This is a genomic window from Methylobacterium endophyticum, assembly GCF_050591105.1.
Taxonomy (GTDB): domain Bacteria; phylum Pseudomonadota; class Alphaproteobacteria; order Rhizobiales; family Beijerinckiaceae; genus Methylobacterium.
Genome location: NZ_JBNHES010000003.1, coordinates 258,496 through 285,322, shown reverse-complemented (window position 1 = coordinate 285,322; position 26,827 = coordinate 258,496). Strand labels below are relative to the sequence as shown.

The window sequence follows — 26,827 nt, the reverse complement described above, 5'->3', positions numbered from 1 at the left end:
CAGGCTCCCGAACCGGCGCGCCTCAGTAGGCGGCCGGATCCGGGCTGTCGCTCGGGGTGGTGAACTGCTTCTTCATCGCGTCGGTCATCGGCAGCTTGAGGTTGATGCCGCGCGGCGGGATCGGCTTGGTGAACCACTTGTCGTAGAGCGCCTTGCCCTCGGCGCTGGTGTAGAGGGCCTTGGTCGTCTTGTCGGCGACCGCCTTGAAGGGCGCGTCGTCCTTGCGCATCATGATGCCGTAGGGCTCGGGCTTGGAGAGCGCCTCGGAGGAGATCGCGTAGGCGTCCGGGTCCTTGGAGCCGGCGGCGAGGGAGGCGAGCAGCACGTCGTCCATGACGAAGGCGTCGGCGCGGCCGGTCTCGACCATCAGGAAGGCTTCCGCGTGGTCCTTGGCGGGCAGGATCGTCAGGCCGAGGCCGCGCGCGGTGTTGGCCTCGTTGATCTGGCGGATGTTGGTGGTGCCGGCGGTCGAGACCACGGTGCGGCCCTTCAGGTCCTCGATCTTGTCGAGCTTCTTCTCCTTCTTCGACACGTAGCGCGTCGCGGTGAGGAAGTGGCTGTTGGTGAAGGTGGCCTGCTTCTGCCGGTCGGCGTTGTTGGTGGTGGAGCCGCATTCGAGGTCGATGGTGCCGTTGGCGATCAGCGGGATGCGCGTCGCCGAGGTCACGGGGGTGAGCTTCACCTCGAGCTTGTCCATCTTCAGCTCGGCCTTCACCGCGTCGGTGATCTTGAGGCAGATCTCCATGGCGTAGCCGACGGGCTTCTGGTCACCGTCGAGATAGGAGAAGGGCACCGAGGAATCGCGGTAGCCCACCGAGATCGCGCCTGACTCCTTCACCTTCTTGAGCGTTCCCGTGAGCTCCTCGGCGGAGGCGCCGGTCGTGGCGACCGACAGGCCGAGCAGCAGGGCGGCGACAGCGCCACGGTGACGAGACTCATGCGAAAACATCAGCGACCCCAATGAGCAGTATTGCGCAGTCCGGATCAGGCACCGCCGTCGAGGCGTCCCGTCATGTCCGTACCTTAGCAGCGGCATTCCCGCCGGCAACAGCGCCATGGTCCTTGCAAACAACATACCCTTTGCAAAAAGGGCCTCCTGAAACAGGGTGCGACAGGTTGTCCGCGCGGATCGGATTAACCGTGGTTCCTCAACGTGATGCGGCCGGCGTCATGACATCGGAAGGCGACCGGCTACCGGCATCGTGAGGATGGAATGGGGTGGAGAGCGATGCTGTCTCGCCGGGACGTTAAAACGAGAAAAGGCCCGGCGTGAGCCGGGCCTTCTCCGAGAGTTTCAGGTGTCGTGCGAGGGATCAGAAATCGCGCTGGGCGCGGAAGCGGATCTGGTAGGTGTCCTCGCTGGTGACGGTCCGGACAGCGGCGCCGGCGTTGACGGCGGCGGCGGTGACGGGGCCGTTCTTGTACTGGTCGATGATGCGGCCGCTCTTGGCGCCGATCTGGGTGTAGAAGCCCTCGACGCCGAGGTCGAGATCCTTCACCGGCGACCAGATCAGGCTGGCACCGGCGACGAACTGGTAGTTGTCGCGCAGGACCGGGCTCAGCGCGAAGGAGCGGGTGCCCGGAGCGCCGATGAACTGGTTCGAGGTGGCGGTCAGCCCCTGGGTCGAACCGTAGGCCGCGGCGTTGGCGAGGCGGGCGCCGTTGGCGAAGTTCAGCTCGCCGTAGCTGCCGAAGAAGGCCGAACGCCACTCAGGCGACCAGTAGTGCAGGAACGAGGCGACCGCGGTGAAGCTGTTCGAGAGCTGGATCTTGCCGGTGATGGGGTTGAACGAGGCGTCGGCCATGTACTGGTCGAAAGGAGCGCCGTTGATGGTGCTCAGACGGGTCGAGTAGGTGCCGGTGTAGGAAGAGTAACCGGTGTAGACGGTGGCGCCTTCGCCGTAGGCACCCTGGAGGTAGAGGGTGTCGCCGGGAGCGATGAAGGGAGCGTTGATCTTCACGCCGCCCTGCACGGCCCAGCCGTACTCGCTGTCGGGCCGGCCGCGCGGACCGAGGAGGTTCGGCGCGAGAAGCGGCTGACCGGCGCCGTTGGCGACGGCGGCAGGCAGGAAGTTGCCGGTGTTCAGCTCCTTCGCGGCGGCGGAGAGCTGAGCGGAGCCCCAGGCGGCGTCGTAGCGCAGGACACCGACGAAGTCGGGAACGCGGTTGCGCTGGACCACGTCCACGGTCTGGAAGGTCGGCACGCCGAGAGCGTTGGTGCTGACCAGCACGCGGGCCGGGGTGCTCGCGGCGATGGTCTCCTGCGAGTAGATGCCGTTGCGACGGAAGGTCGGGTCTTCCATCGAGACCGTGGCCGAGAAGCCGTCGGCGAACTTGGCGGTGTAGGCGAGCAGGTTGGTGGACTGGACGTCCGAGTTGGCGGTGGCGCCGGCGAACTCGAAGTCGTGGGCGTAGAAGTCGAAGAAGGACGACGCGCGACCGGCGGTGAGGCCGGCGAACTGCACGAAGGCCTTGTCGGTGTTCATGAACTGCTGGTCACGGCCGAGCTGGTCCTGGCCCGTGGCGCCGAAGGCGTTGCCGATACGCTCCTGCGTGCCCGAGCGGAGACCGCCGGTGGCCGAGGTGCGGTTGGCGAACTGCAGGCGGATGAAGGCGCGGAGCGTGCCGTAGCCGGTCTGAGTGCGGGCATCGAGGTTGATGCGGGCCAGCCCGATATAGCCGGTGGTGTCGCCCTGGCTGCCGTTGGTGCTGGCGCGCGAGGAGGTCGGCTGGTAGCCGACGTCGAGGCGGGCGCGGCCCGAGACGCGCAGGCAGGTGTCGGTGCCCGGAATGTAGAAGAACCCGGCGCCGTAGGCGCCGCAGACGCGCACGTACTCGATCGGAACCGCCTTCTTGACGGGCAGATCGGCAGCGGAAGCCGCCGTGGAAACAACGGCGAGGCTCGCCGCCGTCAGCAAGAGGTTCGACTTGATTCTGGTCATCTGGTTGTCCCCGGCCGCTTGCGACTTCAACGTGCTCGCGGGCAGAGAAAGACCATCGCCCGGACGCCGACAGGCGCCTCGGGAGTTCTTTCGACCGACCGCGAGTGTCTCGCGCGTTGAAGTTCTAGGTGGTTTGGGCGGCGCTTTTCGTCTCCTCGCCCACTGGGATCTTGGATAAATCGAGGGGGGCGAGACAGACAAGCTGTATTCCTGATTCCAACGCCCCCGGCGGGGCGGGAGTCGATCCGTGTGGCATTTTCGCCTGATTGTTCAGTCGGCACAGGGAACGACGCTGGCGCGGAAAGATCACTGGCGCGCAATGCATTGGCGCGGTCCCCGGCAACCTTGCCGGGACGCGCGACGACGCCGGAGGGGAAGGAAAGGCGCGGCGCCAGGCCTGCGCATCCTCGTCCGGCGGCGCGGCGAGGCCTGCGCGTGGCCGGCGAGGGGATGAAAAGCCCTTGCGGCCGGGCGATGAGCCCGGCCGCCGGGTTTACGCTACTGGGCCAGTTCGTTGCCGGTGTAGTCGACGGTGCCGGCAGCGTTCTTCTTCCAGACATACATGACGTAGTCCGGCCGGGTGATGTCGCCCTTCTTGTCGTAGGCGATGTCGCCGATCACCGTCGTGGTCGGCTTGCCCTGGTGGAGGTAGTCCGCGAGCTTCTTGCCGTCGGTGGAGCCGGTGGCCTCGATGGCCTTGGCGAGGACCTGCACGGCGGCGTAGGCGTAGAGCGTGTAGCCCTCGGGCTCGATGTTCTTCGCCTTGAACGCGGCGATCGCGGCCTTGGCGTTGGGGTTCTTGCGGGCGTCCGGCGGGAAGGTGGTGAGGGTGCCCTCCGCGCTCGGCCCGGCGATGGCCACGAGCTCCTTGTCGACCACGCCGTCGCCGCCGACCAGCGGCGCCTTGAGCCCCTGGTCCCGCATCTGGCGGATCACGAGGCCGGCCTCGGTATAGTAGCCGCCGAAATAGATCGCGTCGGTATTCGCCTGCTTCAGCTTCGAGACGAGGGCGGAGTAGTCCTTCTCGCCGGGATTGATTCCCTCGATGAGGATCTCCTTGCCGCCCTTGGCCCGGAAGGCCTTCAGCGTCTCGTCCACCAGCCCCTTGCCGTAGGGGGTCTTGTCATGGACGAAGGCCACCTTCTTGCCCTTGAACTGCGCGGCCAGATAGTCGCCGGCCACCGCGCCCTGCTGGTCGTCGCGGCCGCAGGTGCGGAAGGTGTTCCAGTTGCCCCGCTCGGTGAACTTCAGCGCGGTGGAGCCCGGCGTGACCTGGATGATGCCGGCATCGAGATAGGCTTCCGAGGAGGGGATCGAGACGCCGGAGTTGAAGTCGCCGACGACCATCTTCACGCCCTCGGAGGCGAACTTGTTGGCCACCGAGACGCCCTGCTTGGGATCGGAGGCGTCGTCCCCGATGGACAGCTCGAGCTTCTGGCCCTTGATGCCGCCCGCCTTGTTGATGTCCTCGACGGCCTGGACGGTGCCGTTCTTGAGCTGCGCGCCGAACGCGGCGCTGTTGCCCGTGAGCGGGGCGGCCAGGCCGATCTTGATCTGCGCCTGCGCCGATCCGGCCGTCGCGCCCGCCATGAGAAGCCCGAGCGCGAGCCCGGCCAGAAGCGATGTCTTCATGTCGATTCCGTCCCTTCGAGGCCCCGGCGGCGTCGCCGGGGCGAGGTCAAGCGGTGCAAGATCACGGCCCCGCCGCGCCGCCATCATGCCGCGTCGCGCGGCGCCGGGCGAGAGCGCCAAGTGAAGGGGCCGGTGCGTTCGTAAAGCCAGCGGTACTGGGTGGTCATCTGCGCGGCGCGGGTGGCGCGAAATCCGGCAGAGCCCACCGCCAGCACCACGGCGGCATCGACGAGATAGTAGTGGGCCGAGAGCAGGGTGCCTTGAAACAAGGCAAAGTGGATGAAGCGCACCGCCGCCGCCACGATCAGCAGCGCCGGCAGGCACTGCCAGTACGGACGCCAGCCCCTGGCGATGGCGCGCGCCGTCATCCAGCCGGCCCAGCCGCCCATCGCGACGGTGACGAGCAGGAAGACGCCGAGCGCGTCCTCCTCGAACAGGATGCCGTGTCCCATGCTCATGAGCCGGATGCCTGGGGACCGTGCCGGCCCGGCTCGACGCCGCCTTCGAGATAGGCGGCCTTGATGGCCGGATCGTCCAGCAGCGTCCGGCCCGAACCGCTCATGGTGATCTGCCCGTTGACGAGGACATAGCCGCGATGGGCGAGCTTCAGCGCGTGATAGGCGTTCTGCTCGACGAGGAAGATGGTCATGCCGTCGCTGCGGTTGAGGTCGCGGATGGCGGAGAAGATCTGCTTCACCACCAGCGGCGCGAGGCCGAGGGAAGGCTCGTCGAGGAGCAGCAGGCGGGGCCGGCTCATCAGGGCGCGGGCGATGGCGAGCATCTGCTGCTCGCCCCCCGACATGGTGCCGGCGCGCTGGGTCAGGCGCTCCTTCAGGCGGGGGAACAGCGCGCAGACCTTCTCGAGGTCCTGCGCCAGGAAGCGGCCGCCATGCAGCGCCGCGCCCATCTGGAGGTTCTCGTAGACGCTCATGCGCGGGAAGACGCGCCGCCCCTCCGGCGACTGGGCGATGCCGAGCCGGGCGATCTCGTGGGTGGGGAGCGCGGTGACGTCCCGGCCCGCGAATCGGATCGTGCCCGAGCGGGCGCGCGGCGAGCCGAAGATCGTCATCATCAGGGTCGACTTGCCGGCCCCGTTGGCGCCGATGAGCGTGACGATCTCGCCCTCGGCCACGCTCATGTCGACGTCGCGCAGGGCCGCGACGCTGCCGTAGAAGGCGGAGACGCCGGAGACCTCCAGCAGCGGCGCAGCGGCGGCGGCCGCGCGGGCGCGGGTCTCCTCGACCAGCACGTTGATGCCGGCGACGCTCATGGCGCGGCATTCTCGACGGCGTGCTCGATGCCGACCTCGGCCTCCACCGCCTCGACCTCGTCGTCCTCGACCCCGAGATAGGCGGCGATCACCTTCGGATCGGCGCGGATCTCGGCGGGGGTGCCGTCGGCGATCTTGCGGCCGTAATCCAGCACCACGACGTGGTCGGAGATCTCCATGACCACGGCCATGTCGTGCTCGATCAGCAGCACCGAGGTGTCCTCCTCGTCCCGGATGAGGCGCAGCAGGGCGTTGAGCTCCAGCGATTCGCGCGGGTTCAGCCCGGCGGCGGGCTCGTCGAGGCAGAGCAGCACCGGCTCCGTGCACATGGCCCGCGCGATCTCGAGCCGGCGCTGCGCGCCGTAGGGCAGGTCGCCGGCCGGGTCGTCGGCGCGCTCGATCAGGCCGATCCGCTCGATCCAGGCCCGCGCCCGCCCGATCGCCGCGCGTTCGGCATCCTTGTAGAGCCGGCTTCCGATCAGCCCGAGCAGGCTGAAGCCCGAGGCGCGCATGAGCGGCGCGTGCTGCGCGACGAGGAGGTTCTCCAGCACGGTCATGCCGGGAAACAGGCGGATGTTCTGGAAGGTGCGGGCCACCCGCGCCCGGCGGTTCACGGCGTGGTTCGGCAGGCGCTCCAGCAGATGCTCGGCGCCGTCCGCGTGACGCAGGGTCAGCATGCCCTCGCTCGGCCGGTAGAAGCCGGTGATGCAGTTGAACACGGTGGTCTTGCCGGCGCCGTTCGGGCCGATCAGCGCGGTGATGTCGCCGCGCCTCACCTCGAAGGACACGTCGTCGACGGCGGTCAGGCCGCCGAAGCGCATGGTCAGATGCGCGACGGACAGGACGGAATCGCGGGCGTTCGCCATCAGCCGTGGCCCTCCCGCACGAAGGCGCCGGAGATGTCTTTGCGGGCGCCGAGGAAGGCGGAGGGCGTGCGCTTCGAGACGAGCCCGCGCGGTCGCCAGACCATCATCCCCACCATGGCGAGCCCGAACAGCAAGAGGCGGTACTCGTTCGGATCGAAACCCTCGCCGAAGACGGATTTGAGGAAGCCGAGATTGCGCAGCAGCTCGGGGCCGCCGACCATGGCCACGGCGGCGATGGCGACGCCGACCTGGCTGCCCATGCCGCCGAGCACGACGATCGCCAGGATGATCGCGCTCTCCAGGAAGTTGAAGCTCTCGGGGCTGACGAAGCCCTGGCGCACCGCGAAGAAGGACCCCGCGAAGCCCCCGAACATGGCGCCGAGGGCGAAGGCGGCGATCTTCGTCGCCGTGGTGTCGATGCCGAGGGAACGGCAGGCGATCTCGTCCTCGCGCAGGGCCTCCCAGGCGCGGCCGATGGGGAGCCGGCGCAGGCGCAGGGTGACGAGGTTGGTGACGAGCGCCAGCGCCAGGATCAGGTAGTAGAGGAAGACGAGACGGTACATCGGGTCGAAGGGCAGGCCGAAGCGCGCCGCGAATCCATCCTCCCCGGCGGTGAAGGGGATGCCGAAGAACGTCGCCCGCGGGATCGAGTCGATGCCGGCCGAACCGTTGGTCAGGTCCGTCCAGTTGATGAGCACCAGCCGGATGATCTCGCCGAAGGCCAGCGTCACGATGGCGAGGTAGTCGCCGCGCAGGCGCAGCACGGGGAAGCCGAGCAGCACGCCCCACAGCGCCGCCAGCAGCCCGGCGAGCGGCAGGCATATCCAGAACGACAGCCCGAAGGTGGTCGAGAGCAGGGCGTAGCTGTAGGCGCCCACCGCGTAGAAGGCGACGTAGCCGAGATCGAGCAGCCCCGCGAGGCCGACGACGATGTTCAGCCCCCAGCCGAGCATCACGTAGGTCAGGATCAGGATGCCGAGATCGATCCAGTAGCGCGATTGCCCGAGGCTTCCCGTCGCCAGGGTGGCGACGAGGGGGAGCGCCAGGGCGAAGCCGACGAAGAGCGGCACGCCGAACCCGCGCCGCCGCCCGGCATCGGCCACGCGCCCGTCGGTGTCGCCGGCGAGCGGGAAGGAGGCCCGCGCCCGCCTTTCGTCCCGCCGGGCCAGGAACAGGCGCTGCGCGATCCGCCCGACGAAGACGCTCGCGCAGAGCGCGGCGACGACGCCCCAGCGCGGCGTCAGCGCCAGGGTCGTCGCCTGGGTGAGATCCGTCCGGTAGCTGACGATGGGGATGCACAGGCCGAGCGTCACCAGCGCCCAGAAGGCCGCGTCGCGCAGGACCTCACCTAACATCCCGCCCGCGCCCGACATCGGCACGCCGCCGTTCTTCCCCGAGGGTGTCTCAGCCATGCGCGCTCAGACCTTCTCGACCTCGGCCCGGCCGAGCAGGCCCGAGGGCATGAAGATCAGCACCACGGCGAGGATCGAGAACGCGGCCACGTCCTTGTATTCGATGGAGAAATAGGCCGACCAGAAGGTCTCGATCAGCCCGATGATGAGCCCGCCCAGCACCGCGCCGGGCAGCGAGCCGATGCCGCCGAGGACGGCGGCGGTGAACGCCTTCACGCCGGGCACGAAGCCGTCCGAGAACGAGACCACGCCGTAATAGACGAGGTAGAGCACCCCGGCGACCGCCGCGAGGCCGGCGCCGAGCACGAAGGTCAGCGAGATCGTGCGGTCGACGTCGATGCCGAGCAGCGCCGCCATGCGCCGGTCCTGCTCGCAGGCGCGCTGGGCCCGGCCGAAGGGCGTCTTCTGCACGAGATACCAGAAGCCGGCGAGCAGCACCGCCGTCACCGCCATGATCACGCACTGCTTGTAGGACAAGGTCACGGCATAGCCGTCGCGCTCGAACAGGGTGAAGGCGCCCCCCAGCATCGGCGGGGTCGGCTTGTTGCGCGCGCCCTGCGCCACCTGCACGAAATTCGCCAGGAAGATCGACACGCCGATGGCCGAGATCAGCGGCGCGAGGCGGAACGAGCCGCGCAAGGGCCGGTAGGCGACCCGCTCGATGGCCCATCCCCACAGCGCCGTCAGCACCATGGTGGCGATCAGCACGATCATCAGCGCCAGCGCCACCGAGGAGACGCCGAGCCAGGTCGTGACCAGCAGGAACAGCATCAGCGCGATGAAGCTCGACACCATGAAGACGTCCCCATGGGCGAAGTTCACCATGCCGATGATGCCGAAGACCATCGTGTAGCCGATGGCGATGAGGCCGTAGATCGAGCCCAGCGTCAGGCCGTTGACGAGCTGCTGTACGAAGACGTCCATCCGCAGCCTTTTCGACCCTGTTCCGAAATGTCCCGAGCGGCGCAGGGGGCGGCCCCCACCCGCAAGTCGCGGGCCGCGCCGGCCTTCCGCCTCAGCGTTCCGTCCGCAGGGTTGAAGCATACGCGCCCGTCGAGGGAAAGGCTTCGCGCGGCCGCCGGCGGCCGTCCACCGATTGTCACGCAATTGTCCGAAACGGCCTTGCGCGTGGCCTCGAACCTGCTTCACTCTCACGATTGAAAGAGAAAATTCATCCTTTGTCTCGGCAGGGAGCGGCGCGATGCGGTCGAATCGACTGACGACGATGATCTTCATCGGCATGGTACTGGGCATCGTCGTCGGATACCTGTGCAGCATCACATGGCCCGACCCTCAGACGGCCAAGGAGATTTCCGGCTACATCTCCCTCATCAGCGATATCTTCCTGCGCCTGATCAAGATGATCATCGCCCCGCTGGTGTTCTCGACCCTCGTCGTCGGCATCGCGCATATGGGCGACACGGCCTCCGTCGGCCGCGTCGGCGGCAAGGCGCTGCTGTGGTTCGTCGGCGCCTCGCTGTGCTCGCTTCTGCTCGGCCTCGTCATGGTCAACCTGCTGCGGCCGGGCGATGCCCTCAACCTGCCGCTGCCGGATGCCGGCGCCACCACCAACCTCAAGGCCGCCTCGCTCTCGCTGAAGGAGTTCGTCACCCACCTCGTGCCGAAGAGCGCGGTGGAGGCCATGGCCAATAACGAGATCCTCCAGATCGTGGTGTTCTCGGTGTTCTTCGGGGTCGGCCTCGCGGCCCTCGGCGAGAAGGGACATGCCGTCTCCGCCGGCATCGAGGGGCTCGCCGAGGTGATGCTGAAGGTCACGGGCTACGTCATGAACTTCGCCCCCGTGGCGGTGTTCGCGGCGATCGCGGCGACCATCACCACGCAGGGGCTCGGGGTGCTCGTCACCTACGGCAAGTTCATGGTGGAGTTCTATTTCAGCCTGGGCATGCTGTGGTGCCTGCTGGCCTTCGCCGGCTTCCTGCTCGTCGGCGGCGCCGGCATCAAGCGGCTCCTCAACATGATCAAGGAGCCCTTCGTGCTCGCCTTCTCGACGGCGTCGAGCGAGGCGGCCTACCCGAAGACGCTCTCGAACCTCGAAGCCTTCGGCGTTCCGAACCGGATCAGCTCCTTCGTTCTGCCGATGGGCTATTCGTTCAATCTCGACGGCTCGATGATGTACTGCACCTTCGCGGTGATGTTCATCGCGCAGGCCTATAATATCCCGCTCTCGCTCGGACAGCAGATGACCATGCTGCTGCTGCTCATGGTCACATCGAAGGGCATGGCCGGCGTGCCGCGCGCCTCGCTGGTGGTGATCTCGGCGACGCTCTCGACCTTCCACATCCCGGAGGCCGGGCTGCTGCTCATCATCGGCATCGACCAGTTCCTCGACATGGGCCGCTCGGCGACGAACGTGCTCGGCAACAGCGTCGCCACCGTCGCCGTCGCCAAGTGGGAGGGCGTGCTCGCCACCACCGATCAGCGGCTCGACCATGTCGGGGCCGTCGCAGAGCCGGCCGAGTAGCGGGGCCGCCATGAGACCCGCACGTCTCGCGGCGCTCGCCGCCATCCTCCTGCTCGGCGCGGGCCTGCCGGCCGCCGCCATCGAGGAACTGAACGGCACGCTGAAGGCGATCGCGCAGAAGGGCGCGGTGACCATCGGCTACCGCACCAGCTCCCTGCCGTTCTCCTTCGTGGAGGGCGCGACCGCCGACGATGCCGCCCCGCGCGCGGACGCTCATCCGATCGGCTACGCCATCGACCTCTGCCAGGAGATCGTGGACGACATCGCCCGCGAGATCGGCCGCAAGGACATTCGCATCCTCTATGCGCCGGTGACATCCGCCTCGCGCTTCGAGGCGCTGACATCCGGCAAGATCGACCTCGAATGCGGCTCGACCACCGCCAATGCCGAGCGGCGCCAGACCGTGGCCTTCTCGCCGGTGACGTATATCAGCGCCACCAAGCTCCTGGTGAAAAAGGGCTCGCCCATCGCCTCCTATCGCGACCTCGGCGGGAAGAAGGTGGTGGTGACGGCGGGCACCACGAACGAGGGCGCCGTGCGCAGCCAGCTCGCCCGGCTGAAGATCCAGGCGGAGATCCTGACCGGGCGCGACCATGCCGACTCCTTCGCCATGGTCCGCGACGGCCGCGCCGACGCCCTCGCCCTCGACGACGTGCTGCTCTACGGGCTCATCGCCGGGGCGGGCGCCGACGGCGCGAAATACACCGTGCTGGCCGACAAGCTCTCCTTCGAGCCCTACGGCATCATGTTCCGCAAGAACGACCCGGAATTCGCGAGCCTCGTCTCCGCCACCTTCGCGCGGCTCGCCGAATCGCGCGAGCTGCGCTGGACCTACGAGAAGTGGTTCCTCAAGCGCCTGCCCAACGGCGAGCGCCTGAACGTGCCGATGTCGGACGAGCTGAGGACCAACTTCCAGGTGATCGGCCTCCAGGATTGAGGGAGGACGGCCCCCGGCCGGGCGATTTATTTGCCGGCTTTGTTGGCGGCCGCTCCTCGGGGCGGCCTTCGGGCCGCGCGACGGTCCTTGCGCGCGTGGCCGCCGGCTCTTTCATCTCGCGGGCGGCGGCGCAAGTGGAGCCGGCGCCGACGACCGGAGGGGAGTTTCGTTCCGTGGCTCTGGCGTTCGCGGCCCGGCCGCGTCAGATATCGTCCCATGCATGACGGCGCCCGCGTCGAGATCACCCCCGAGATCCTGCTGAAGGCCTATGCCGCGGGGATCTTCCCGATGGCGGAGGACGCCGACGACCCGGCCCTCTATTGGGTCGAGCCGCGGGCGCGCGGGGTGCTGCCGCTGGACGGGTTCGTGGTGCCGCGCCGGCTCGCCCGGACGGTGCGCTCGGACGTGTTCGAGGTCCGCAGCGACACCGATTTCGACGCCGTCATCGCCGGCTGCGCCGCCCCGCGCCGCGACAGCGCCCGCACCTGGATCAACGACCGCATCCGCGACCTCTACGGCGCCCTGTTCGACCAGGGCCACGCCCACACGATCGAGGTCTATGCCGGCGAGCCGAGGCGGCTCGTGGGCGGCCTCTACGGCGTCTCCATGGGCGCGGCCTTCTTCGGGGAGAGCATGTTCCACGAAGTCCGCGACGCCTCGAAGGTCGCCCTCGTGCATCTCGTGGCGCGGCTGAGGCGGGGCGGCTACCGGCTCGCCGACACCCAGTTCGTCACCGACCATCTCGCCCAGTTCGGGGCCGAGGCGCTGCCGCGCCATGTCTACCGGCGGCGGCTCGCCGAGGCGCTGGCCGAGCGGGGCGAATGGAACGCGTGGCCGCTCGACGGGAGCGTCCGGGGCGCGCAGGTGCTCGCCGCGCTGGGCGAGCCGCCCGCCGCTACCTGAAGATCGCGTCGAAGATGTTCTGGGGCTGCGCCGGCGGGGGCGCCGGGGCCGGGCCCTCGTTCGTCGGGAAGAATTTTCGCGACGGTTTCTGGCGCGGCTGCACCGGAACGCCGCGCGGGCCCTCGACATCCACCTGGCCGGCGGAGTTGACCTGCTGGGCGGTCTTGGTGGCGTCGCGGTCGCGGCGGCGAGACGGCTTCTCGGGCTTGGAGGCGAGGGCCGGCACGTCCTCCTGCTCCTTGGCCTCGGCCACCACGTCGGTGCCGCCTTTGCAGTCGACGAGCCAGACGTCGTAGATCGGGTGCTCGATGGCGTGGAGCCCCGGACTCGCAGCGAACATCCAGCCCGTGAAGATGCGGCGGTACTTGTTCTCGAGGGTCACCTCGTCGACCTCGAGGAAGGCCGTGGTCTTGGCGCTCTCGGTGGGGGGGCGCGTGTAGCAGACGCGCGGCGTGAGCTGGAGCGCGCCGAACTGCACCGTCTCGTCGACGGCGACCTCGAAGGAGACGATCCGCCCGGTGATCTTGTCGAGCCCGGAGAACACGGCGGTCGGGTTCTTGATCTTGTCGGCGGAGGCCGGCAGCGCGCAGGCTCCCAGGACGGCGAGGCCGAGTGCGGCGCGCGAGACGCGTGCGGTGATGCGGCTCAAAGGCTCGCCCCTCTCGTGAGCGCGCCTTGCTCGCGGCCGGCGCGTCGCGTCTTCAAGACCAGAACGGTGGTGGAAAAAGGGCGGGTGCCTACTCGCCCGGCGTCCAGGGCACGTAGTCGCCGCTCGCGGCCGGCCGCGCCGCGCCCCAGGAGAGCTGCGAGCCCTTGGGCCGGTAGGCGGCGGAGGTGCCGGTCAGGTTCTCCACATGCGGCTTCTGCCACTCGCGCGGCGTGTAGCTCTCCTCGCTCGGCGGCACGTCGACGGCATGGGTGAGCCATCCGCGCCAGCCGGGCGGCACCTTGGAGGCGTCGGCATAGCCCTCGTAGACCACCCAGCGCCGCTCCGGCCCGACCGAGCGGTCGATGAGGGGCCCTTGCGCCCGGTAGTACTTGTTGCCGGTGTCGTCCGTGCCGACGAACTGCCCGTGGCGGGACGTGTAGAGGGCGAGCGACACGGTCTGCCCGTTCCACCAGGTGAAGATCCGCAGAAGCGTGTCCTTCAGAGCCATCGCGTCCTCGTCAGAGCGCCCGCCGGAAGGCGCGCGGGGCGTTTATGCGGAGCGGGGCGCGCCAAGTCCAGCCGCTCGCAGGGCCGCCGGGGCCGCATCTGTCGCAATCCTGCCGCACCGTCAGCCCTCCGCGCGGCGGCGAACAGACGCGTCGCGCGGCGCGGATGTGGGCCAGAAATTTTTCGGCGCGGATTTTCGCCCGCCGGAAGCGGACTTAGACGGCCCCGCGAGTTATCCACAGATTCGCCCGCAGGACACAACATCTAGGGCGGAACGCAAGCGGCCCCTACCAGTTGTTGACGCAGGACGAATCCCGGCGTTAATCTCCCGGTCATGGTTCGAGGCGGTCGCCACTCTGCGCGCCGTCCCTGCCGATCTTATTCGCCATCGTCGCTTGGGGCCTGCCGCGCGTGCCGGAGCGCGTGGCAGGCCCGTCCCGAAAATCATGAACTCCCGCGCGCCGGCGCGGGACGAGACCTCGCGTCTCGTCGGAAGAGGTGTGTCTTATGCGGTTCGAGCGTCGCTACACCACTCAAGGCCAGTCGCCCTACGCGGCGATTCCGTTCCGCAAGGCGCTCAGCGAGATCCGCAACCCGAACGGTTCCGTCGTCTTCCGGCTGGAGGGCATCTCGGTGCCCGAGAGCTGGAGCCAGGTCGCCAGCGACGTGCTGGCGCAGAAGTACTTCCGCAAGGCCGGCGTCCCGGCGCGCCTGAAGAAGGTCGAGGAGAACGACGTTCCCTCCTTCCTGTGGCGCTCGGTGCCCGACGAGGCGGCGCTGGCCGCGCTCCCCGAGGAGGAGCGCACCGGCTCCGAGATCTCCTCCACGCAGGTCTTCGACCGGCTCGCCGGCTGCTGGACCTACTGGGGCTGGAAGGGCGGCTACTTCACGTCCGAGGAGGATGCCTCGGCCTTCATGGACGAGCTGCGCTACATGCTCGCCCGCCAGATGGTGGCGCCGAACTCGCCGCAATGGTTCAACACCGGCCTGCACTGGGCCTACGGCATCGACGGGCCGGGCCAGGGCCACTACTACTGCGACTGGCAGACGGGCGCGCTGACGCGGTCGGCCTCGGCCTACGAGCACCCGCAGCCGCATGCCTGCTTCATCCAGTCGGTCCAGGACGACCTCGTCAACGAGGGCGGCATCATGGACCTGTGGGTGCGCGAGGCCCGTCTGTTCAAGTACGGCTCCGGCACCGGCTCGAACTTCTCCATGCTGCGCGGCGAGAACGAGAAGCTCGGCGGCGGCGGCAAGTCGTCGGGCCTGATGAGCTTCCTCAAGATCGGCGACCGGGCGGCGGGCGCGATCAAGTCGGGCGGCACCACGCGGCGCGCGGCCAAGATGGTCATCGTCGACATCGACCATCCCGACATCGAGGCCTTCATCGACTGGAAGGTGAAGGAGGAGCAGAAGGTCGCCGCCCTCGTCACCGGCTCGAAGGTGATCTCGAAGCATCTCGGCGGGGTCATGCGCGCCTGCGCCCAGTGCGAGGCGGAGGGCGACGCCTGCTTCGACCCGGAGCGCAACCCGGCGCTCAAGCGCGAGATCAAGGCCGCCCGCAAGGCCATGGTGCCCGACGCCTACATCAAGCGCGTGGTCCAGTTCGCCCGCCAAGGCTTCACCAAGATCGAGTTCCCCGTCTACGACACCGACTGGGATTCGGAAGCCTATCTCACCGTCGCCGGCCAGAACTCCAACAACTCCGTCTCGCTGACCGACGACTTCCTGCGGGCGGTCGAGGCCGACAAGCCCTGGGAGCTGAAAGAGCGCAACTCGAAGAAGACCAAGTCGGTCAGCGCCCGCGACCTGTGGGAGAAGATCGGCGAGGCGGCCTGGGCCTCGGCCGATCCCGGCCTGCACTTCAACACCACGATGAACGACTGGCACACCTGCCCGGCGGGCGGGCGGATCCGGGCCTCGAACCCGTGCTCCGAGTACATGTTCCTCGACGACACCGCCTGCAACCTGGCCTCGGCCAACCTGCTGACGATGTACGACCGCGAGACGAAGCGCTTCGACGTGGAGGCGTTCGAGCATCTCAACCGCCTCTGGACGGTGGTGCTCGAGATCTCGGTGATGATGGCGCAGTTCCCCTCGAAGGAGATCGCCGAGCTGTCCTACAAGTACCGCACCCTCGGTCTCGGCTACGCCAATATCGGCGGCCTGCTGATGACCATGGGCCTGCCCTATGACTCGGCCGAGGGCCGGGCGCTGGCCGGCGCGCTCACCGCGATCATGACCGGCGTCTCCTACGCCACCTCCGCCGAGATGGCCTCCGAGCTCGGCGCCTTCGCGGCCTACGAGGAGAACGCGGACGCCATGCTCAAGGTGATCCGCAACCATCGCCGCGCGGCCCATGGCGAGGCGGCGGGCTACGAGTTCCTGTCGATCGCGCCGGTGCCGCTCGACCTCGCCAACATCCCGCAGGACGATCTCGGCACCCATGCCAAGGCGGCCTGGGACCGGGCGCTGGCGCTCGGCGAGGAGCACGGCTTCCGCAACGCGCAGGCCACGGTGATCGCGCCGACCGGCACCATCGGCCTCGTGATGGACTGCGACACGACGGGCATCGAGCCGGACTTCGCGCTGGTGAAGTTCAAGAAGCTCGCCGGCGGCGGCTATTTCAAGATCATCAACAACGCCGTGCCGGATGCGCTGCGGGCGCTGGGCTACCGCGAGAGCGAGATCGCCGAGATCGAGGCCTATGCCGTCGGCCACGGCTCCATGGGGCAGGCGCCGGCGATCAACCCCGGCTCCTTGCGGGCGCGCGGCTTCACCGACGAGAAGATCGCGGCGGTCGAGGCGGGGTTGAAATCGGCCTTCGACGTCAAGTTCGTGTTCAACCGCTGGACGCTCGGCGACGACTTCCTCACTGACGTGCTCAAGGTGCCGGCGGACAGGCTGGCCGACCCGACCTTCGAGCTGCTGCCCTTCCTCGGCTTCTCGAAGCGCGAGATCGAGGCCGCCAACGTCCATGTCTGCGGGGCGATGACGCTGGAGGGAGCGCCGTTCCTCAAGCAAGAGCATTACGCGGTGTTCGATTGCGCCAATCCCTGCGGCCGCACGGGCAAGCGCTATCTCTCCGTGGAGAGCCACATCCGCATGATGGCGGCGGCGCAGCCCTTCATCTCGGGGGCGATCTCCAAGACCATCAACATGCCCAACGACGCCACCGTCGAGGATTGCAAGGCGGCCTACAAGCTGTCCTGGACCCTGGCGCTGAAGGCCAACGCCCTCTACCGCGACGGCTCGAAGCTCTCGCAGCCCCTCAACTCCGCCCTCATCGCCGATGACGAGGACGAGGAGGATGCGGTCGAGGCGGTGATCCAGGCGCCGGCCGCCGCCAAGGCCGCGCAGGTGGCCGAGAAGATCGTCGAGCGCATCGTCGAACGGGTGGAACGCATTCGTTCGCGTGAAAAAATGCCCGACCGGCGCAAGGGCTACACCCAGAAGGCGGTCGTCGGCGGCCACAAGGTCTATCTGCGCACCGGCGAATACGACGACGGGCGCCTCGGCGAGATCTTCATCGACATGCATAAGGAAGGCGCCACCTTCCGCTCGCTGATGAACAACTTCGCCATCGCGATCTCGCTCGGCCTGCAATACGGCGTGCCGCTGGAGGAATACGTCGAGGCCTTCACCTTCACCCGCTTCGAGCCGGCGGGCTTCGTGCAGGGCAACGACGCCATCAAGAACGCGACCTCGCTGCTCGACTACGTCTTCCGCGAGCTGGCCGTGTCCTATCTCGGCCGCGCCGACCTCGCCCATGTGAACCCAGCCGAGATCGGCGGCATGGAGATCGGCGGCGGCGAGAGCGACACTACCCGCGATCCCGCCCGGCCGAGCCAGAGCGCGGCCCAGGTGGTCTCGCGCGGCCTCGTGCGCGGCTCGGCCGACCGGCTGACCCTGATCCATGGCGGCCCGGCGGGCGCCACGGTCGGCGTCGGCGCGGCCTCGGCCGGCCATTCGGCCCCCGCCGGGGGGACGGTCCACGCCCTGCGCGGCGCCACGGCCCTGAAGGCGGAGCCGGAGATCGCCGGACGGGCGGAGACCCTCGCCGAGACGCTGCCCTTCGCCAAGCCCGAGCGCAGCACGGCCGACCACCGTGCCGAGGCACAGATGAAGGGCTATGTCGGCGAGGCCTGCCCGGAATGCGCGAACTTCACGCTGGTCCGCAACGGGACCTGCCTGAAATGCGACACCTGCGGCGGGACCACGGGCTGCTCGTAAGCCCTCGCCGCAACGAGTGCCGGCGCGCCGTCAGTGACGGCGCGCCGGCTCGGCATCGACCACCGGCGCCAGGCCGAGCTGGCGGGCCAGCGACACGAGATCCTTCAGGCGGCCGGTCTGTGTCTTGCGCCGCAGGTTGAGGCGGTGGGTCTCCACCGTGCGCACGCTGAGCGTCAGCCGGCGGGCCACCTCCTTGTTGCTGAAGCCGGCGCTGAGGAAGCGCAGCACCTCCGCCTCCCGCGGGGTCAGCCCCAAGGTATCGCCGGGCTCCATCGCCGCGACGGGCATATCGTCGAGCGGGACGAGGCAGCGGGCGCCCTCGGCCAGCGCCAGCACGGCGGCGCCGATCTCGCGCGGGGGCGCCGTGCGGGCGACGAGCGCGTCGGCGCCGGCCGCCAGCAGCTCGCGAAGATCGGCTCCCGTCAGCGCCTGGAAGGCGACGAGGATGCGCAGCGACGGCCAGCGCTCGCGCAGCTCCGAGACCCGCGCGAACCCGTCGGCGATGTGGGTCTCGTCCAAGAAGACGAGGGCGACGTTGTTCTCGGTGCCCGTCTCGGCGAGGCCGTCAGCGCCGATGGTGTGCAGCGCGGGCAGATGTTCGAGCGTCGCCCGGACGGTCGGGCAGAGATCCTGCGGCTCGTCGAGGATCAGGACACCAACGGCGGTACTCATGCCGGAAACCCCCTTGTCATCCCGGCGCGAGACACGCAGGCCGGGTTCCGACAGAAGGTTTCAAGAGTCGTTCCATCGCTCCAGATGGTGAATACGGCTCGAGAACCGAGGTATTTACTACGCAGGGCCGGTTTCTTGCCGGTATCCGTGCCGCAACGGGACGGCAGTGTTAACCGTGCACGTCCCGAAACGCGGCAACGGCCCCGCGCGTCTCAGCCGGCACGGGCCAGGATGATGTCCGTGGCGGCGGAGACGACACGGTCGCGGCCGGTCGTCTTGGCTTCGTAGAGCGCGATGTCGGCCCGCTTGAGCAGGCCCTCGATGGTCTCGCCCTCGGACCACTCGCTCACGCCGAAGCTGCATGTAAGCCGCACCGGCCCGCGCGATCCGCGCACGCGCTGCTCGGCGACGAGCACCCGCAGCCGGCTCGCGAAGGCTTCCCCCTGCTCGAGGGCGTGATGCGGCAGCAGGATCGCGAACTCCTCGCCGCCCAGGCGCCCCACGATCCCCTCCGCGCCGAAGATCTTCGCCACCGCTTGCAGGACCGCGTCGCCGATATCGTGGCCCTGGGTGTCGTTGATGCGCTTGAAGTGATCGATATCCGCGAGGATCGCGCATAGCCGCCCATGGGCGCCCACGCGCCGGGCGGCTTCCTGCGCCCGCGCGAAGAAGGCGCGGCGATTGAGGAGGCCGGTGAGCGGATCGGTCTCCGCGAGGCGGATCAGTTCCTCCTGCATGGAGGTCAGCCGCTCCGCCGCCCGCAGGCGCGCATAGAGCGCGTCCGGACCGGGGGGCTTCTCGATGAAATCGTCCGCGCCGCTGTCGAGGGCCTCCGCGAGGTTGCGGGCGTTCTGCGCCGAGGACATCGCGATGATGTGCAGCGGACGCTTGGATTCCGCCAGCAGCCGGGCCGACCAGCACAGCTCGAGACCGCTCAAGGGGCGCACCTCGAGGCTCGTCATCAGGACATGAACCGCGGGCGTCTCCGTCACGAAGGCCAGGGCCGCCTCCGAATCGGTGAAGACCTTGACCACATGGCCGCGCGGCTCGAGCAGATCGGCGATGATCTTGAGCACGACGCGGCTGGAATCGACGACGACGATATGCATGGCGATCCGTCCCGACGGCGCGAGGGCAGTTTGGGACGAGAATGCACGGGAGACCTTAACCGATCTCCAAGGACTGCGCCGGACCGTTCGCTTCGAAACGGTCTACCGGCGCGGCACCCGGACCTCGACGATGCGGGCGCCGCCTCCGCTGCCGCTCTCGGCGGAAAGGTTCGACCATCCCCCCTCGCCGTCGCGGGTGAGGACGCGCGAGCCGGTCCGCGCGCGGGCGGCCGGCGCCGGGCGCGAACCCTCGATCACGTAGACCACCGGCTCGCCGACGGGGGCGCGGCGGATGCCGGAGACGGTGGGCACCCCGTAGGTGCCGTAGCTCCACGGCGACGGCACGATCTCGCGGGGGCTCGGAACGCGCGTCAGCGGCGCGCCGACATAGGAGCCGTCGATGAGGTTGGCGCCGTAGCCGGCCTGTCCGTAGGACGGCGCGTAGCCGCCGAGATAGGCGATGCCCGGCACGACGTCCTGCGCGGCGCAAGGGGCCGACGCGACGACGCTCGCGAGGAGGGCAGGCAGGGCGAGGCGGACGAGACTCGACGGCATGATCGACGCTCCGGCAGATCGTTCCGGAGGGAACGGGCCGGACGCAGCCTCGTTCCGGCGGGAGCGTATCCGCCAGCCGCGCAGACTGCGTAAGCGCCCGAGCCGGGCGCGCGATGCACAGGGATCCGCCGCGCGCATCCGCGCGAGCGTCACCGGCAGGTCGTCACCCGCCGCACCACCCAGCCCTCGCCCTCGACCCAGAGCCTGCGGCGGGCCTTGTTGCAGGCATATCCCTCGCCGTCCGCCTCCTGCGCGGGGGCGAGGGCGGGATCGACCCGCGCCGCCTCGGCCATCTTGACCGGGCGTTCTTCCGGGGCGGACGCGGCGCTCGCCGGCGCGGCGAGACCGATCAGGAGCAGGGCTCCGCAGAGAGCCGAAACCGTCGTCATGTCTTGTGATCCCGCGCGCCACGCCGAATGCCCGCCGCCGCGCGGTCATGCGGGCGGGAACCGGCGATCGCCGTCCGGTTCAGGCTGTGCCGTAACAAGCCGCGAAGCCGCCCGAGGGTTGCACGCGAAACGGGAATTTCGCCGTCGGTTTCGACCGGATCGTCAGGGCGTGGCGCGGTCCGCCACCACCGTGAGCATCGGCAGCGTCACCGAAGCCTGGAGGGCGGGACGCTCGCGCGGCGGCATCGACGAGACCGCCAGGGCCCCCATGCCGAGCGCGAGGGCGCAGATCAGCAGCATCGTCTCGACGCCGCGATAGAGGAGGTCCATGGCCCATCTCCCGAGCAACCGGCCGCGCCGCCGATCATCGCCGCACGATCATCGCCGCAAGAGATGAGCGGATCGTAACCGCCGCCGGGGGGACGGGCGATGCGTCCGGTCGCGGCCCGGATGCAACGCCCGCATGCGGGCCGGGCGGTCGGCGCCGCAAATCGATTGACGCATCCCGCGGCGCCCCCTAAACGACACCCCACGCCGACCGCATGCGGTCAGCGTGCCCAGGTGGCGGAATTGGTAGACGCGCTGGTTTCAGGTACCAGTCTTGCAAGAGGTGAAGGTTCGAGTCCTTTCCTGGGCACCATCAGCCGCCTAAAGCGCTGATCCGCAAAGAAGTTCTGATAGATCATGTAGTTAGTGGACCTCGCGTGGTACACGCTTCGGGTACACGCATGGTCCTGTCGATGCCTCGACCCCAGCTCCGCACCGGTTCGCACACGTACCGCCTGCGTCGGCGCGTGCCCGTCGATCTCGTCGCCGTCGTCGGGAGGCAGGAGGTCACCCTCAGCCTGAAGACGAAGGACCCGGCCGAGGCCAAGCGCCTGATGGCCGAGGAGCTGGTGAAGCTCGAAGCCCGCTGGGCGACGTTGCGGCGGGGACCGCAGACGCTGAGCGAGCGCGAAGCCCACGAGATCGCGGGCGCGGTGCATGACGCGTGGCTGACCCGGCATGCCGACGAGCCGAGCGCGCAGACCTTTTGGCCGGTCGAGGTGGGGGCCCGCGTCTTCACCCGCCCGCCGCTCGACGCGTCGAAGTCAGCCGTGGGCATGATCTGCGACGTCCCGGACCTCGGGCGGCTGATGGGCCTGGAGCAGTGGTGCTGCGAAGGGGCCGATCGTGCCTTGCAGGAGCGCGGCCTGCTCGTCGATGAGGATGGGCGCAGGAAGCTCGCCCGGGCAGTCGGCGCAGCCGTGCAGCGCGCGAGCCTGACGCTGCAGCGCATGGCCCGTGGCGAGATGCCTGACGGGTATGCCCTATCGCCGGCCCCGGCGCCGATACGAGCACCGGCAGCGCAGCCGTCGGCACCGCCAGCAGGGACACAGCAGAAGGAAGCCGCACCGGTCCGGGGCAAGGCGGCGCGCGTAACGCTGACCGGCCTGGTGGAGGGCTGGTGGGCGGAGGCCGAGAAGACGGGCAAGTCCGCCTCGACCCGCGAGTCGTACACGAACACCATGCGCGGCTTCGTGGCCTTCCTGAAGCACGACGACGCGAGCCGCGTCACGGCCGAGGACGTGATCGCCTACAAGGACCACCGCCTGAGAAGCGTCGGGCGCGGCGGAAAGCCGATCTCGCCGCAGACGGTGAAGAACAGCGACCTCGCCGGGCTGAAGTCGGTGTTCGGGTGGGCGGTGGCGAACCGGCGGCTGCCGGCGAACCCCGCCACCGGCATCAGCGTGATGAAGGTCGCCAGGACGCAGACGCGGGACAAGTGGTTCACGGACGAGGAGGCGACACGGATCCTGCGGGCCGCCTTGCAGCATCAGCAGGGCGAGGAGCTGCCCGAGACCTCCGCGGCCAAGCGGTGGGTGCCGTGGCTGATGGCGTTCACCGGCGCGCGGGTCGGGGAACTCGTGCAGCTGCGCAAACAGGATCTGCGCAGGGTCGAGGTGGACGGACATCCCGGCGGGACGTGGGTGCTGACGATCACGCCGGAGGCGGGCACGGTGAAGACGAAGAAGCTGCGGGAGGTGCCGCTGCACCCGCAGCTCGTCGAGCTGGGGTTCCCCGAATTTGTGTCGGGCGTCCGGCGGGAGCGGCTGTTCCTCGTGCCCGACCAGACCGGGGGGATCACGGGCCCGTTGCAGGGGGTGAAGAACCGCCTGGCGGAGTTCGGGCGCGAGCAGGTGAGCGACCCCGGGGTGGCACCGAACCACGGGTGGCGGCACCGGTTCAGCGTCCTGGCGACGGACCTCGGCTTCGGCGACAAGGTCACCAACGCGCTGTGCGGGTGGTCGGCGAAGTCAGTGGCGGAACGCTACGGCGGCGTGACGCTGAAGGCCCGTGCCGACGCGATCAACCGGCTGGCCTGGGTCAAGGTGTAGGGGGTCGTTTCGTCGAGGAACGAGGGTCAGCGTCCGGTGAGAACCTTGGTCAGGCGACCGTCGAAGGCACACTCGGTGCCGTGCCAGTAGGCGCAGGCGTTCTCCTCGACCTGCACCGACTTGCCGTCCGGCCTGTAGCGCAACGTGATCTCGCAGGCTTCCCCGTTCTCGTCCGGCTTCTTGCGCAGCCTGAGCGTGTTCTGGGCCGTCTTGCGGGCGATGCCGGTGACTTGCCCGGTGCAGCGGTTCAGTACCGCCGTCTCGACGCTGACGAAGTACATCCCGGCAACGGCCGGTGGATCGTCGAGGGTGGACACCTGCAGGCTGAGACGGCCCTCGCCCCGGCCCTTGAACTCACCGTCGAAGGCGGGTTCGGCACGCGCCACGGTGCTCGTCAGAACAGAGATGCCGACGAGAAGGGCCGCGGAGGGGCGGGTCCGCAGCGGTCGGTTCGGTCGCATGCCGGTTCGTGACCTCGTGTTCGCGAAGGGGGCAGTCGACTGAGCTTGCGAAGGCTTCGTCGAGCCGGAGTGGGTCAGGGGTGGTTCGGGTCGACGTCGAACAGGTCTCGGAAGGCGTCAGCCCGCTGCGCGCCGTTGAGGTTCTTGGCGTCGCGCTGGAGGTCGGAAAGCAAGAGGTTGCCGAAACCGTTGTTTTTGAGGACGAAGCTGTAGGTGCGGTAGTTAACCGAGCACTCGACCTCGTAGAGCATAGCCTCCTGTCGCTCTTTGGACGTGCAGGATGAACCCGGGTTGGTGACCGCAAGGTTCTTCCGGATCTGGGTGAGCGTGCCGAGATCGACGGGGCCGACCTTCGGGGCGATTGCAAGGATGCGGAACTTGTCGAGCATGGTCTCGATCGGCACGACCTTCTTGAGAAAGCTGACGGCCGCCGTTCCCTGAAGGGGGCGACCGCCGAGCTTAAGGTCGGTGAGGACGTAGAGGTTGTCGGCGTAACGGAGCTGGGCGGAGATGGCGGGGCGACCATCTGGCTTGTCGCAGGTGAGCTGCTGCACGCGATAGTCCGGCTCCCGGACCGGTGCGACCATGCAGAGGTGGTCGGTGCTGGCCTCGAACGCCGCGATCACGGTTTGGAGCGGCGCCAAGCCGAGGCTGGTCTGCCCCAGGTCAGCCTCCACATGAACGTTGGGCCACCTCATGTAGGCATCGGTCTTGAGTTCGGCGGGTAGGTCCTTGGCCGGAGCGGGGACCGCCGTGGCGGTCGTGAGGAACAGAAAGCTCAAGGCCTGACGGCTGAGGCGAAGAGCGGAGATTCGCGAGAGGCGGGGCATCGGCGTCACCGGGTGGAGAGCGCGGGCGCGGTGAGCGTCGGCAGCGCGCCGGGACGGGTGACGGGGCGGAAGCTCGTGCTGCCGTCGGCGTTGCGGATGCCCCCGCCCTGGTCCCGCGATCCGCGGTCGCCGAACATCAGACTGAGAACGAACACGCCGACGAGAAGCCAGAAGAAGGCGGCCGACAGGATCTGCGCGGTGGGATTGTCGAGGCGCCGGGCGGAGCCGAACACGTTGCCGGCCTTGGGGAAGAGATACTGCCAGCGCAGGATGAGGATGCCGGGGGTGATGAAGACCCGCCAGGCGGGGGAGGTGTAGCCGGGTCCGCTGTCGAGGTGGGGGTACATGGTTTCCGTCCCGGAGGTGCTGAGGGCCTGAGGGGGCTTCAGCTTTGGTGCCGCGCTCTTGCGTTGAGGGGACCATAATCCGTGGATTGATGGTCCCACAAGGCCGCGCTTGGCCCGATGAACGGGCGCGCGCTGGTCGGGTGGAACGTGCGGCGGCTGCGGGTCGCGCTGGGGCTGACGCAGGAGGCGTTGGCGGTGGATGCGGGCCTGGACCGCAGCTTCGTCGGGCGGATCGAGAGAGCCACCGAGAACCCGAGCGTCGATACCCTGGATAAGCTGGCGGCGGCGCTGCGGGTGGCGAGCGCGGAGCTGCTGCGCGAGCCGTTGGAGGGGGAGGCTCGTCCGGCGCCCCTGCGGAGCGGGCGCAAGCTCGGCAAGTAGCGCGTGAGGTTGGTTCCGAACCGAAGCGACCGGCTAGGCCGACGAAGAAACGGAAGGGTGCTGCGGAGAAACGGAACCCAGAGACGTAGCGTCGTGTCCAACACGCTGCACTGACAGCAGTTTTACAGGGTCCCGAACGAGGCCCGTGTTCCGGCTTTCCCGGGCCTCCTTGGTCAGGCGGTGTTGGTCACGAGGCCGGCGGTTACGCGGCGATCCTCCCGGCGGCCTGAGCCTCGGCAGCGTAGGTCGAGAGGGGGCGGTCGGCGATGAAGTAACGGTCGCGCTCGACGGACAGACGGAGACGGCCCCGGAGGGCCGCCAGTTCGGTGAGGTCGACGTAGCCGAGTTCGGGCGAGCCGAGGCCGGGATCGCACAGACCGAAGGCCCGAGTCGGCTCGGCCGGATCGAGTTCGGCCAAGAGCCAGGTGCCGGGACCGTCGGGCATGAACAGCTTGACGACGGGGCGTGGGTCGATCTCCTCGCCGCGGGCAGTGCGGCGGCCGTTGGCGAGGAGCTGTTCGCGTAGGGTGGCGGTGAGGAGGGCGGGCATCAGCGTGCCCCCCGCGCCGTCGAGGTTGTGTCGGACGGAGGTAGGACCGTTGCCGATCGCGTGGAGCGTTTGACGGCCGTAGTCGCCGGAGGGCGACGTCGCCGGCTGGTCCGGGTGATAGCCGGCGGAGGTGCCTCGTCCGGCACCGTCTCCGGCGTGCTCGCGGGCGGCGGCAGGGAGCGGACCGGGTTCGGAGCCGGCGGCGGGGACGAAGGGTCATCACCGTGCAGGGCGAACTGGGCGACCCTGGCGTGGTCGCAGTAGCGAGCCCAGAGCTGCCGGGCGAGGTCGGCGGCGCCGGCCTCGTGCAGGGCAGCGATGATGCGTTCCAGGGTGATGTTGTGGAAGGCGACCGTGGCGGGGTCGTTGCGGCCGTCGGGGTCACGCAGTTCGGTGCGGTAGAGGGCGGCCACGGCTTGAGCCCGGCGATTGAGTTTCGGCGCGATGAGCACGAAGGCCCCGCGCGAGGCCAGCCCGTGGCGCAGCATCAGGGCGACCATGACCTGCTCGCGCCTCAGCTGCTCGAAGCCCGCACGGGCGAGCGTGGGGCTGTCGGGGGCCTTGTACAGACCGCTCTCACGTGCCGCCTCGACGTAGCGCGCGCGCGGCGTGGCGGTCGGGCCGGTGAGGCCCTCGACGTACTTCAGCTCCGCGCCGATGACGGCGATCTCGCCCAGCGGCGTGATCACCTCGATGAGGGCGTCGAGCGCCGTGCCGTCCCCGTACCAGCGGTCGCAGAAGCGCCCCGGGCTGTGCTCGAACCGGATGCGGGTCACCTCGCCGACGAGGTCCGGCAGCAGGCCCCGCCAGACGCGGGTGGCGAGGGTGAGGTCCCCGGCCATGGTGGCCAGGAGGTTCACGGTCATGGCCTGTGAGGACAGGAGGTGTCCCCAGAGGCGGTCCTCGTTCCACAGGGCGCCGGGCTCGCGGAAGAGGAGCGCCTGGCGGGCGTGGTCGCGGATGGCGGGGGTGAGGAAGGTGGCGCCGGCCTGCGCGGCGTCGCGGCGGAGCAGCCAGTTCGCGGGACGGCGGCGTGGCTTGTCGGCAGAATCGCGGGTGATGAAGGTGGCGGCTGGGTGTTGCTGATCCTGGCGCCATAGGTGAGCGAGCACCCGGCAGGAGGCAGAGAAGCGGCTGTCGTTGGCGACGAAGGTGTGGTGTTGGCGGCGGAGGGTCTCGCTGAGGAAGGGAGCGTGAACGAGGGGCTGGATGAAGGGGCTGGCTGCTACGGCGGTGCCGGGTGCGGGATCAGAGAGCATAGGGCTGGCCTTCAGCTGCGGATCAGGACAGCTGAAGGTTCAGTTTCACGGGCCGGGAGTTGC

The 26,827-nt window shown here is 69.0% G+C and carries 26 protein-coding genes and 1 tRNA gene; 7 read left to right on the top strand and 20 right to left on the bottom strand.

Annotated features, from left to right (window positions below; translation table 11 throughout):
• Positions 1–22: 22 nt before the first annotated feature.
• The 8 genes from ACP56T_RS05835 to ACP56T_RS05800 all read right to left on the bottom strand — a co-directional run bounded on the left by ACP56T_RS05835 (position 23) and on the right by ACP56T_RS05800 (position 9,046).
• Entirely contained in the window at positions 23–949 is a 927-nt protein-coding gene (locus ACP56T_RS05835) for an amino acid ABC transporter substrate-binding protein (RefSeq protein WP_430911178.1), read from the bottom strand.
• 364 nt (positions 950–1,313) lie between these two features.
• Positions 1,314–2,942, bottom strand: coding sequence for a porin (locus ACP56T_RS05830; RefSeq protein WP_430911177.1), 1,629 nt, complete (start codon positions 2,940–2,942; stop codon positions 1,314–1,316).
• 498 nt (positions 2,943–3,440) lie between these two features.
• Positions 3,441–4,574, bottom strand: a complete 1,134-nt coding sequence (locus ACP56T_RS05825) for a branched-chain amino acid ABC transporter substrate-binding protein (protein ID WP_430911176.1) — start codon at positions 4,572–4,574, stop codon at positions 3,441–3,443.
• A gap of 83 nt (positions 4,575–4,657) precedes the next feature.
• Positions 4,658–5,032, bottom strand: coding sequence for a DUF6867 family protein (locus tag ACP56T_RS05820; protein ID WP_430911175.1), 375 nt, complete (start codon positions 5,030–5,032; stop codon positions 4,658–4,660).
• On the bottom strand, positions 5,029–5,844 hold the full coding sequence (locus ACP56T_RS05815; RefSeq protein WP_430911174.1) for an ABC transporter ATP-binding protein: 816 nt from the start codon (positions 5,842–5,844) through the stop codon (positions 5,029–5,031). The genes ACP56T_RS05820 and ACP56T_RS05815 overlap by 4 nt, the downstream gene beginning before the upstream one ends.
• A complete protein-coding gene (locus tag ACP56T_RS05810; RefSeq protein ID WP_430911173.1) occupies positions 5,841–6,710 on the bottom strand; it encodes an ABC transporter ATP-binding protein in 870 nt (289 codons plus the stop codon). The genes ACP56T_RS05815 and ACP56T_RS05810 overlap by 4 nt, the downstream gene beginning before the upstream one ends.
• On the bottom strand, positions 6,710–8,083 hold the full coding sequence (livM, locus tag ACP56T_RS05805; protein WP_430911234.1) for a high-affinity branched-chain amino acid ABC transporter permease LivM: 1,374 nt from the start codon (positions 8,081–8,083) through the stop codon (positions 6,710–6,712). Before livM ends, ACP56T_RS05810 begins: the two co-directional genes overlap by 1 nt.
• Before the next feature lie 45 nt (positions 8,084–8,128).
• Positions 8,129–9,046, bottom strand: coding sequence for a branched-chain amino acid ABC transporter permease (locus ACP56T_RS05800; protein ID WP_430911172.1), 918 nt, complete (start codon positions 9,044–9,046; stop codon positions 8,129–8,131).
• A 277-nt stretch (positions 9,047–9,323) separates the two neighbouring features.
• Here ACP56T_RS05800 and ACP56T_RS05795 point away from each other — a divergent pair, with 277 nt between their 5' ends.
• The 3 genes from ACP56T_RS05795 to aat all read left to right on the top strand — a co-directional run bounded on the left by ACP56T_RS05795 (position 9,324) and on the right by aat (position 12,444).
• Complete coding sequence (locus ACP56T_RS05795; RefSeq protein WP_430911171.1) at positions 9,324–10,604, top strand: dicarboxylate/amino acid:cation symporter; 1,281 nt, start codon at positions 9,324–9,326, stop codon at positions 10,602–10,604.
• 10 nt (positions 10,605–10,614) lie between these two features.
• Positions 10,615–11,541, top strand: coding sequence for an amino acid ABC transporter substrate-binding protein (locus tag ACP56T_RS05790; RefSeq protein ID WP_430911170.1), 927 nt, complete (start codon positions 10,615–10,617; stop codon positions 11,539–11,541).
• A gap of 216 nt (positions 11,542–11,757) precedes the next feature.
• Positions 11,758–12,444, top strand: a complete 687-nt coding sequence (gene aat, locus ACP56T_RS05785) for a leucyl/phenylalanyl-tRNA--protein transferase (RefSeq protein ID WP_430911169.1) — start codon at positions 11,758–11,760, stop codon at positions 12,442–12,444.
• Here aat and ACP56T_RS05780 read toward each other — a convergent pair.
• A complete protein-coding gene (locus tag ACP56T_RS05780) occupies positions 12,437–13,093 on the bottom strand; it encodes a DUF2155 domain-containing protein (RefSeq protein WP_430911168.1) in 657 nt (218 codons plus the stop codon). The two genes, aat and ACP56T_RS05780, sit on opposite strands and share 8 nt — an antisense overlap.
• An 88-nt stretch (positions 13,094–13,181) precedes the next feature.
• Positions 13,182–13,601, bottom strand: coding sequence for an NADH:ubiquinone oxidoreductase subunit NDUFA12 (locus ACP56T_RS05775; protein ID WP_430911167.1), 420 nt, complete (start codon positions 13,599–13,601; stop codon positions 13,182–13,184).
• 506 nt (positions 13,602–14,107) lie between these two features.
• Here ACP56T_RS05775 and ACP56T_RS05770 point away from each other — a divergent pair.
• The gene (locus ACP56T_RS05770) at positions 14,108–17,833 is read left to right on the top strand and encodes a vitamin B12-dependent ribonucleotide reductase (protein ID WP_430911166.1); all 3,726 of its coding nucleotides are present in this window, start codon (positions 14,108–14,110) and stop codon (positions 17,831–17,833) included.
• Positions 17,834–17,863: 30 nt separating this feature from the next.
• On the opposite strand, the gene ACP56T_RS05765 is transcribed toward ACP56T_RS05770, so the two are convergent.
• From ACP56T_RS05765 to ACP56T_RS05745, 5 genes are all read right to left on the bottom strand, one after another.
• Positions 17,864–18,505, bottom strand: coding sequence for a LuxR C-terminal-related transcriptional regulator (locus ACP56T_RS05765; RefSeq protein WP_430911165.1), 642 nt, complete (start codon positions 18,503–18,505; stop codon positions 17,864–17,866).
• A gap of 212 nt (positions 18,506–18,717) precedes the next feature.
• A complete protein-coding gene (locus ACP56T_RS05760) occupies positions 18,718–19,614 on the bottom strand; it encodes a GGDEF domain-containing response regulator (RefSeq protein ID WP_430911164.1) in 897 nt (298 codons plus the stop codon).
• A gap of 102 nt (positions 19,615–19,716) precedes the next feature.
• Positions 19,717–20,169, bottom strand: coding sequence for a hypothetical protein (locus ACP56T_RS05755; RefSeq protein ID WP_430911163.1), 453 nt, complete (start codon positions 20,167–20,169; stop codon positions 19,717–19,719).
• Between the two features lie 149 nt (positions 20,170–20,318).
• Positions 20,319–20,558, bottom strand: a complete 240-nt coding sequence (locus tag ACP56T_RS05750) for a hypothetical protein (protein WP_430911162.1) — start codon at positions 20,556–20,558, stop codon at positions 20,319–20,321.
• A gap of 162 nt (positions 20,559–20,720) precedes the next feature.
• The gene (locus ACP56T_RS05745) at positions 20,721–20,888 is read right to left on the bottom strand and encodes a hypothetical protein (RefSeq protein WP_430911161.1); all 168 of its coding nucleotides are present in this window, start codon (positions 20,886–20,888) and stop codon (positions 20,721–20,723) included.
• Between the two features lie 225 nt (positions 20,889–21,113).
• On the opposite strand from ACP56T_RS05745, the gene ACP56T_RS05740 reads away from it, so the two are divergent.
• Both ACP56T_RS05740 and ACP56T_RS05735 read left to right on the top strand, forming a co-directional pair.
• A tRNA-Leu gene (locus ACP56T_RS05740) sits at positions 21,114–21,198 on the top strand.
• A gap of 88 nt (positions 21,199–21,286) precedes the next feature.
• The gene (locus ACP56T_RS05735; protein ID WP_430911160.1) at positions 21,287–22,936 is read left to right on the top strand and encodes a DUF6538 domain-containing protein; all 1,650 of its coding nucleotides are present in this window, start codon (positions 21,287–21,289) and stop codon (positions 22,934–22,936) included.
• 26 nt (positions 22,937–22,962) lie between these two features.
• Here the strand turns inward: ACP56T_RS05735 and ACP56T_RS05730 are convergent, their stop codons facing one another.
• The 3 genes from ACP56T_RS05730 to ACP56T_RS05720 all read right to left on the bottom strand — a co-directional run bounded on the left by ACP56T_RS05730 (position 22,963) and on the right by ACP56T_RS05720 (position 24,574).
• A complete protein-coding gene (locus tag ACP56T_RS05730) occupies positions 22,963–23,397 on the bottom strand; it encodes a hypothetical protein (protein WP_430911159.1) in 435 nt (144 codons plus the stop codon).
• Between the two features lie 74 nt (positions 23,398–23,471).
• The gene (locus ACP56T_RS05725) at positions 23,472–24,227 is read right to left on the bottom strand and encodes a hypothetical protein (protein ID WP_430911158.1); all 756 of its coding nucleotides are present in this window, start codon (positions 24,225–24,227) and stop codon (positions 23,472–23,474) included.
• Positions 24,228–24,232: 5 nt separating this feature from the next.
• Positions 24,233–24,574 carry a hypothetical protein gene (locus ACP56T_RS05720; protein WP_430911157.1) on the bottom strand — a complete coding sequence of 114 codons (342 nt, stop codon included), beginning with the start codon at positions 24,572–24,574 and terminating at the stop codon, positions 24,233–24,235.
• A 117-nt stretch (positions 24,575–24,691) separates the two neighbouring features.
• Between ACP56T_RS05720 and ACP56T_RS05715 the strand changes: the two genes are divergently transcribed.
• Entirely contained in the window at positions 24,692–24,955 is a 264-nt protein-coding gene (locus ACP56T_RS05715) for a helix-turn-helix domain-containing protein (protein WP_430911156.1), read from the top strand.
• A gap of 202 nt (positions 24,956–25,157) precedes the next feature.
• Here ACP56T_RS05715 and ACP56T_RS05710 read toward each other — a convergent pair whose 3' ends face one another.
• Positions 25,158–25,505 (bottom strand): DUF2958 domain-containing protein, encoded by a 348-nt coding sequence (locus tag ACP56T_RS05710; RefSeq protein ID WP_430911155.1) that lies wholly within the window; start codon positions 25,503–25,505, stop codon positions 25,158–25,160.
• The gene (locus tag ACP56T_RS05705) at positions 25,505–26,764 is read right to left on the bottom strand and encodes a PGN_0703 family putative restriction endonuclease (RefSeq protein WP_430911154.1); all 1,260 of its coding nucleotides are present in this window, start codon (positions 26,762–26,764) and stop codon (positions 25,505–25,507) included. Before ACP56T_RS05705 ends, ACP56T_RS05710 begins: the two co-directional genes overlap by 1 nt.
• Positions 26,765–26,827 lie beyond the last annotated feature (63 nt).

Excerpts from the sequence above, each read along its gene's own strand:
- ACP56T_RS05810 (WP_430911173.1), bottom strand. The coding sequence starts at position 6,710 with ATGGCGAACGCCCGCGATTCCGTCCTGTCCGTCGCGCATCTGACCATG.
- ACP56T_RS05735 (WP_430911160.1), top strand. The coding sequence starts at position 21,287 with ATGGTCCTGTCGATGCCTCGACCCCAGCTCCGCACCGGTTCGCACACG.
- ACP56T_RS05750 (WP_430911162.1), bottom strand. The coding sequence starts at position 20,558 with ATGACGACGGTTTCGGCTCTCTGCGGAGCCCTGCTCCTGATCGGTCTC.
- ACP56T_RS05765 (WP_430911165.1), bottom strand. The coding sequence starts at position 18,505 with ATGAGTACCGCCGTTGGTGTCCTGATCCTCGACGAGCCGCAGGATCTC.
- livM (WP_430911234.1), bottom strand. The coding sequence starts at position 8,083 with ATGTCGGGCGCGGGCGGGATGTTAGGTGAGGTCCTGCGCGACGCGGCC.
- aat (WP_430911169.1), top strand. The coding sequence starts at position 11,758 with ATGCATGACGGCGCCCGCGTCGAGATCACCCCCGAGATCCTGCTGAAG.
- ACP56T_RS05710 (WP_430911155.1), bottom strand. The coding sequence starts at position 25,505 with ATGCCCGCCCTCCTCACCGCCACCCTACGCGAACAGCTCCTCGCCAAC.
- ACP56T_RS05830 (WP_430911177.1), bottom strand. The coding sequence starts at position 2,942 with ATGACCAGAATCAAGTCGAACCTCTTGCTGACGGCGGCGAGCCTCGCC.
- ACP56T_RS05755 (WP_430911163.1), bottom strand. The coding sequence starts at position 20,169 with ATGCCGTCGAGTCTCGTCCGCCTCGCCCTGCCTGCCCTCCTCGCGAGC.
- ACP56T_RS05795 (WP_430911171.1), top strand. The coding sequence starts at position 9,324 with ATGCGGTCGAATCGACTGACGACGATGATCTTCATCGGCATGGTACTG.
- ACP56T_RS05775 (WP_430911167.1), bottom strand. The coding sequence starts at position 13,601 with ATGGCTCTGAAGGACACGCTTCTGCGGATCTTCACCTGGTGGAACGGG.
- ACP56T_RS05825 (WP_430911176.1), bottom strand. The coding sequence starts at position 4,574 with ATGAAGACATCGCTTCTGGCCGGGCTCGCGCTCGGGCTTCTCATGGCG.
- ACP56T_RS05730 (WP_430911159.1), bottom strand. The coding sequence starts at position 23,397 with ATGCGACCGAACCGACCGCTGCGGACCCGCCCCTCCGCGGCCCTTCTC.
- ACP56T_RS05835 (WP_430911178.1), bottom strand. The coding sequence starts at position 949 with ATGTTTTCGCATGAGTCTCGTCACCGTGGCGCTGTCGCCGCCCTGCTG.
- ACP56T_RS05770 (WP_430911166.1), top strand. The coding sequence starts at position 14,108 with ATGCGGTTCGAGCGTCGCTACACCACTCAAGGCCAGTCGCCCTACGCG.
- ACP56T_RS05720 (WP_430911157.1), bottom strand. The coding sequence starts at position 24,574 with ATGTACCCCCACCTCGACAGCGGACCCGGCTACACCTCCCCCGCCTGG.
- ACP56T_RS05725 (WP_430911158.1), bottom strand. The coding sequence starts at position 24,227 with ATGCCCCGCCTCTCGCGAATCTCCGCTCTTCGCCTCAGCCGTCAGGCC.
- ACP56T_RS05820 (WP_430911175.1), bottom strand. The coding sequence starts at position 5,032 with ATGAGCATGGGACACGGCATCCTGTTCGAGGAGGACGCGCTCGGCGTC.
- ACP56T_RS05760 (WP_430911164.1), bottom strand. The coding sequence starts at position 19,614 with ATGCATATCGTCGTCGTCGATTCCAGCCGCGTCGTGCTCAAGATCATC.
- ACP56T_RS05815 (WP_430911174.1), bottom strand. The coding sequence starts at position 5,844 with ATGAGCGTCGCCGGCATCAACGTGCTGGTCGAGGAGACCCGCGCCCGC.
- ACP56T_RS05790 (WP_430911170.1), top strand. The coding sequence starts at position 10,615 with ATGAGACCCGCACGTCTCGCGGCGCTCGCCGCCATCCTCCTGCTCGGC.
- ACP56T_RS05800 (WP_430911172.1), bottom strand. The coding sequence starts at position 9,046 with ATGGACGTCTTCGTACAGCAGCTCGTCAACGGCCTGACGCTGGGCTCG.
- ACP56T_RS05715 (WP_430911156.1), top strand. The coding sequence starts at position 24,692 with ATGAACGGGCGCGCGCTGGTCGGGTGGAACGTGCGGCGGCTGCGGGTC.
- ACP56T_RS05745 (WP_430911161.1), bottom strand. The coding sequence starts at position 20,888 with ATGGACCTCCTCTATCGCGGCGTCGAGACGATGCTGCTGATCTGCGCC.
- ACP56T_RS05705 (WP_430911154.1), bottom strand. The coding sequence starts at position 26,764 with ATGCTCTCTGATCCCGCACCCGGCACCGCCGTAGCAGCCAGCCCCTTC.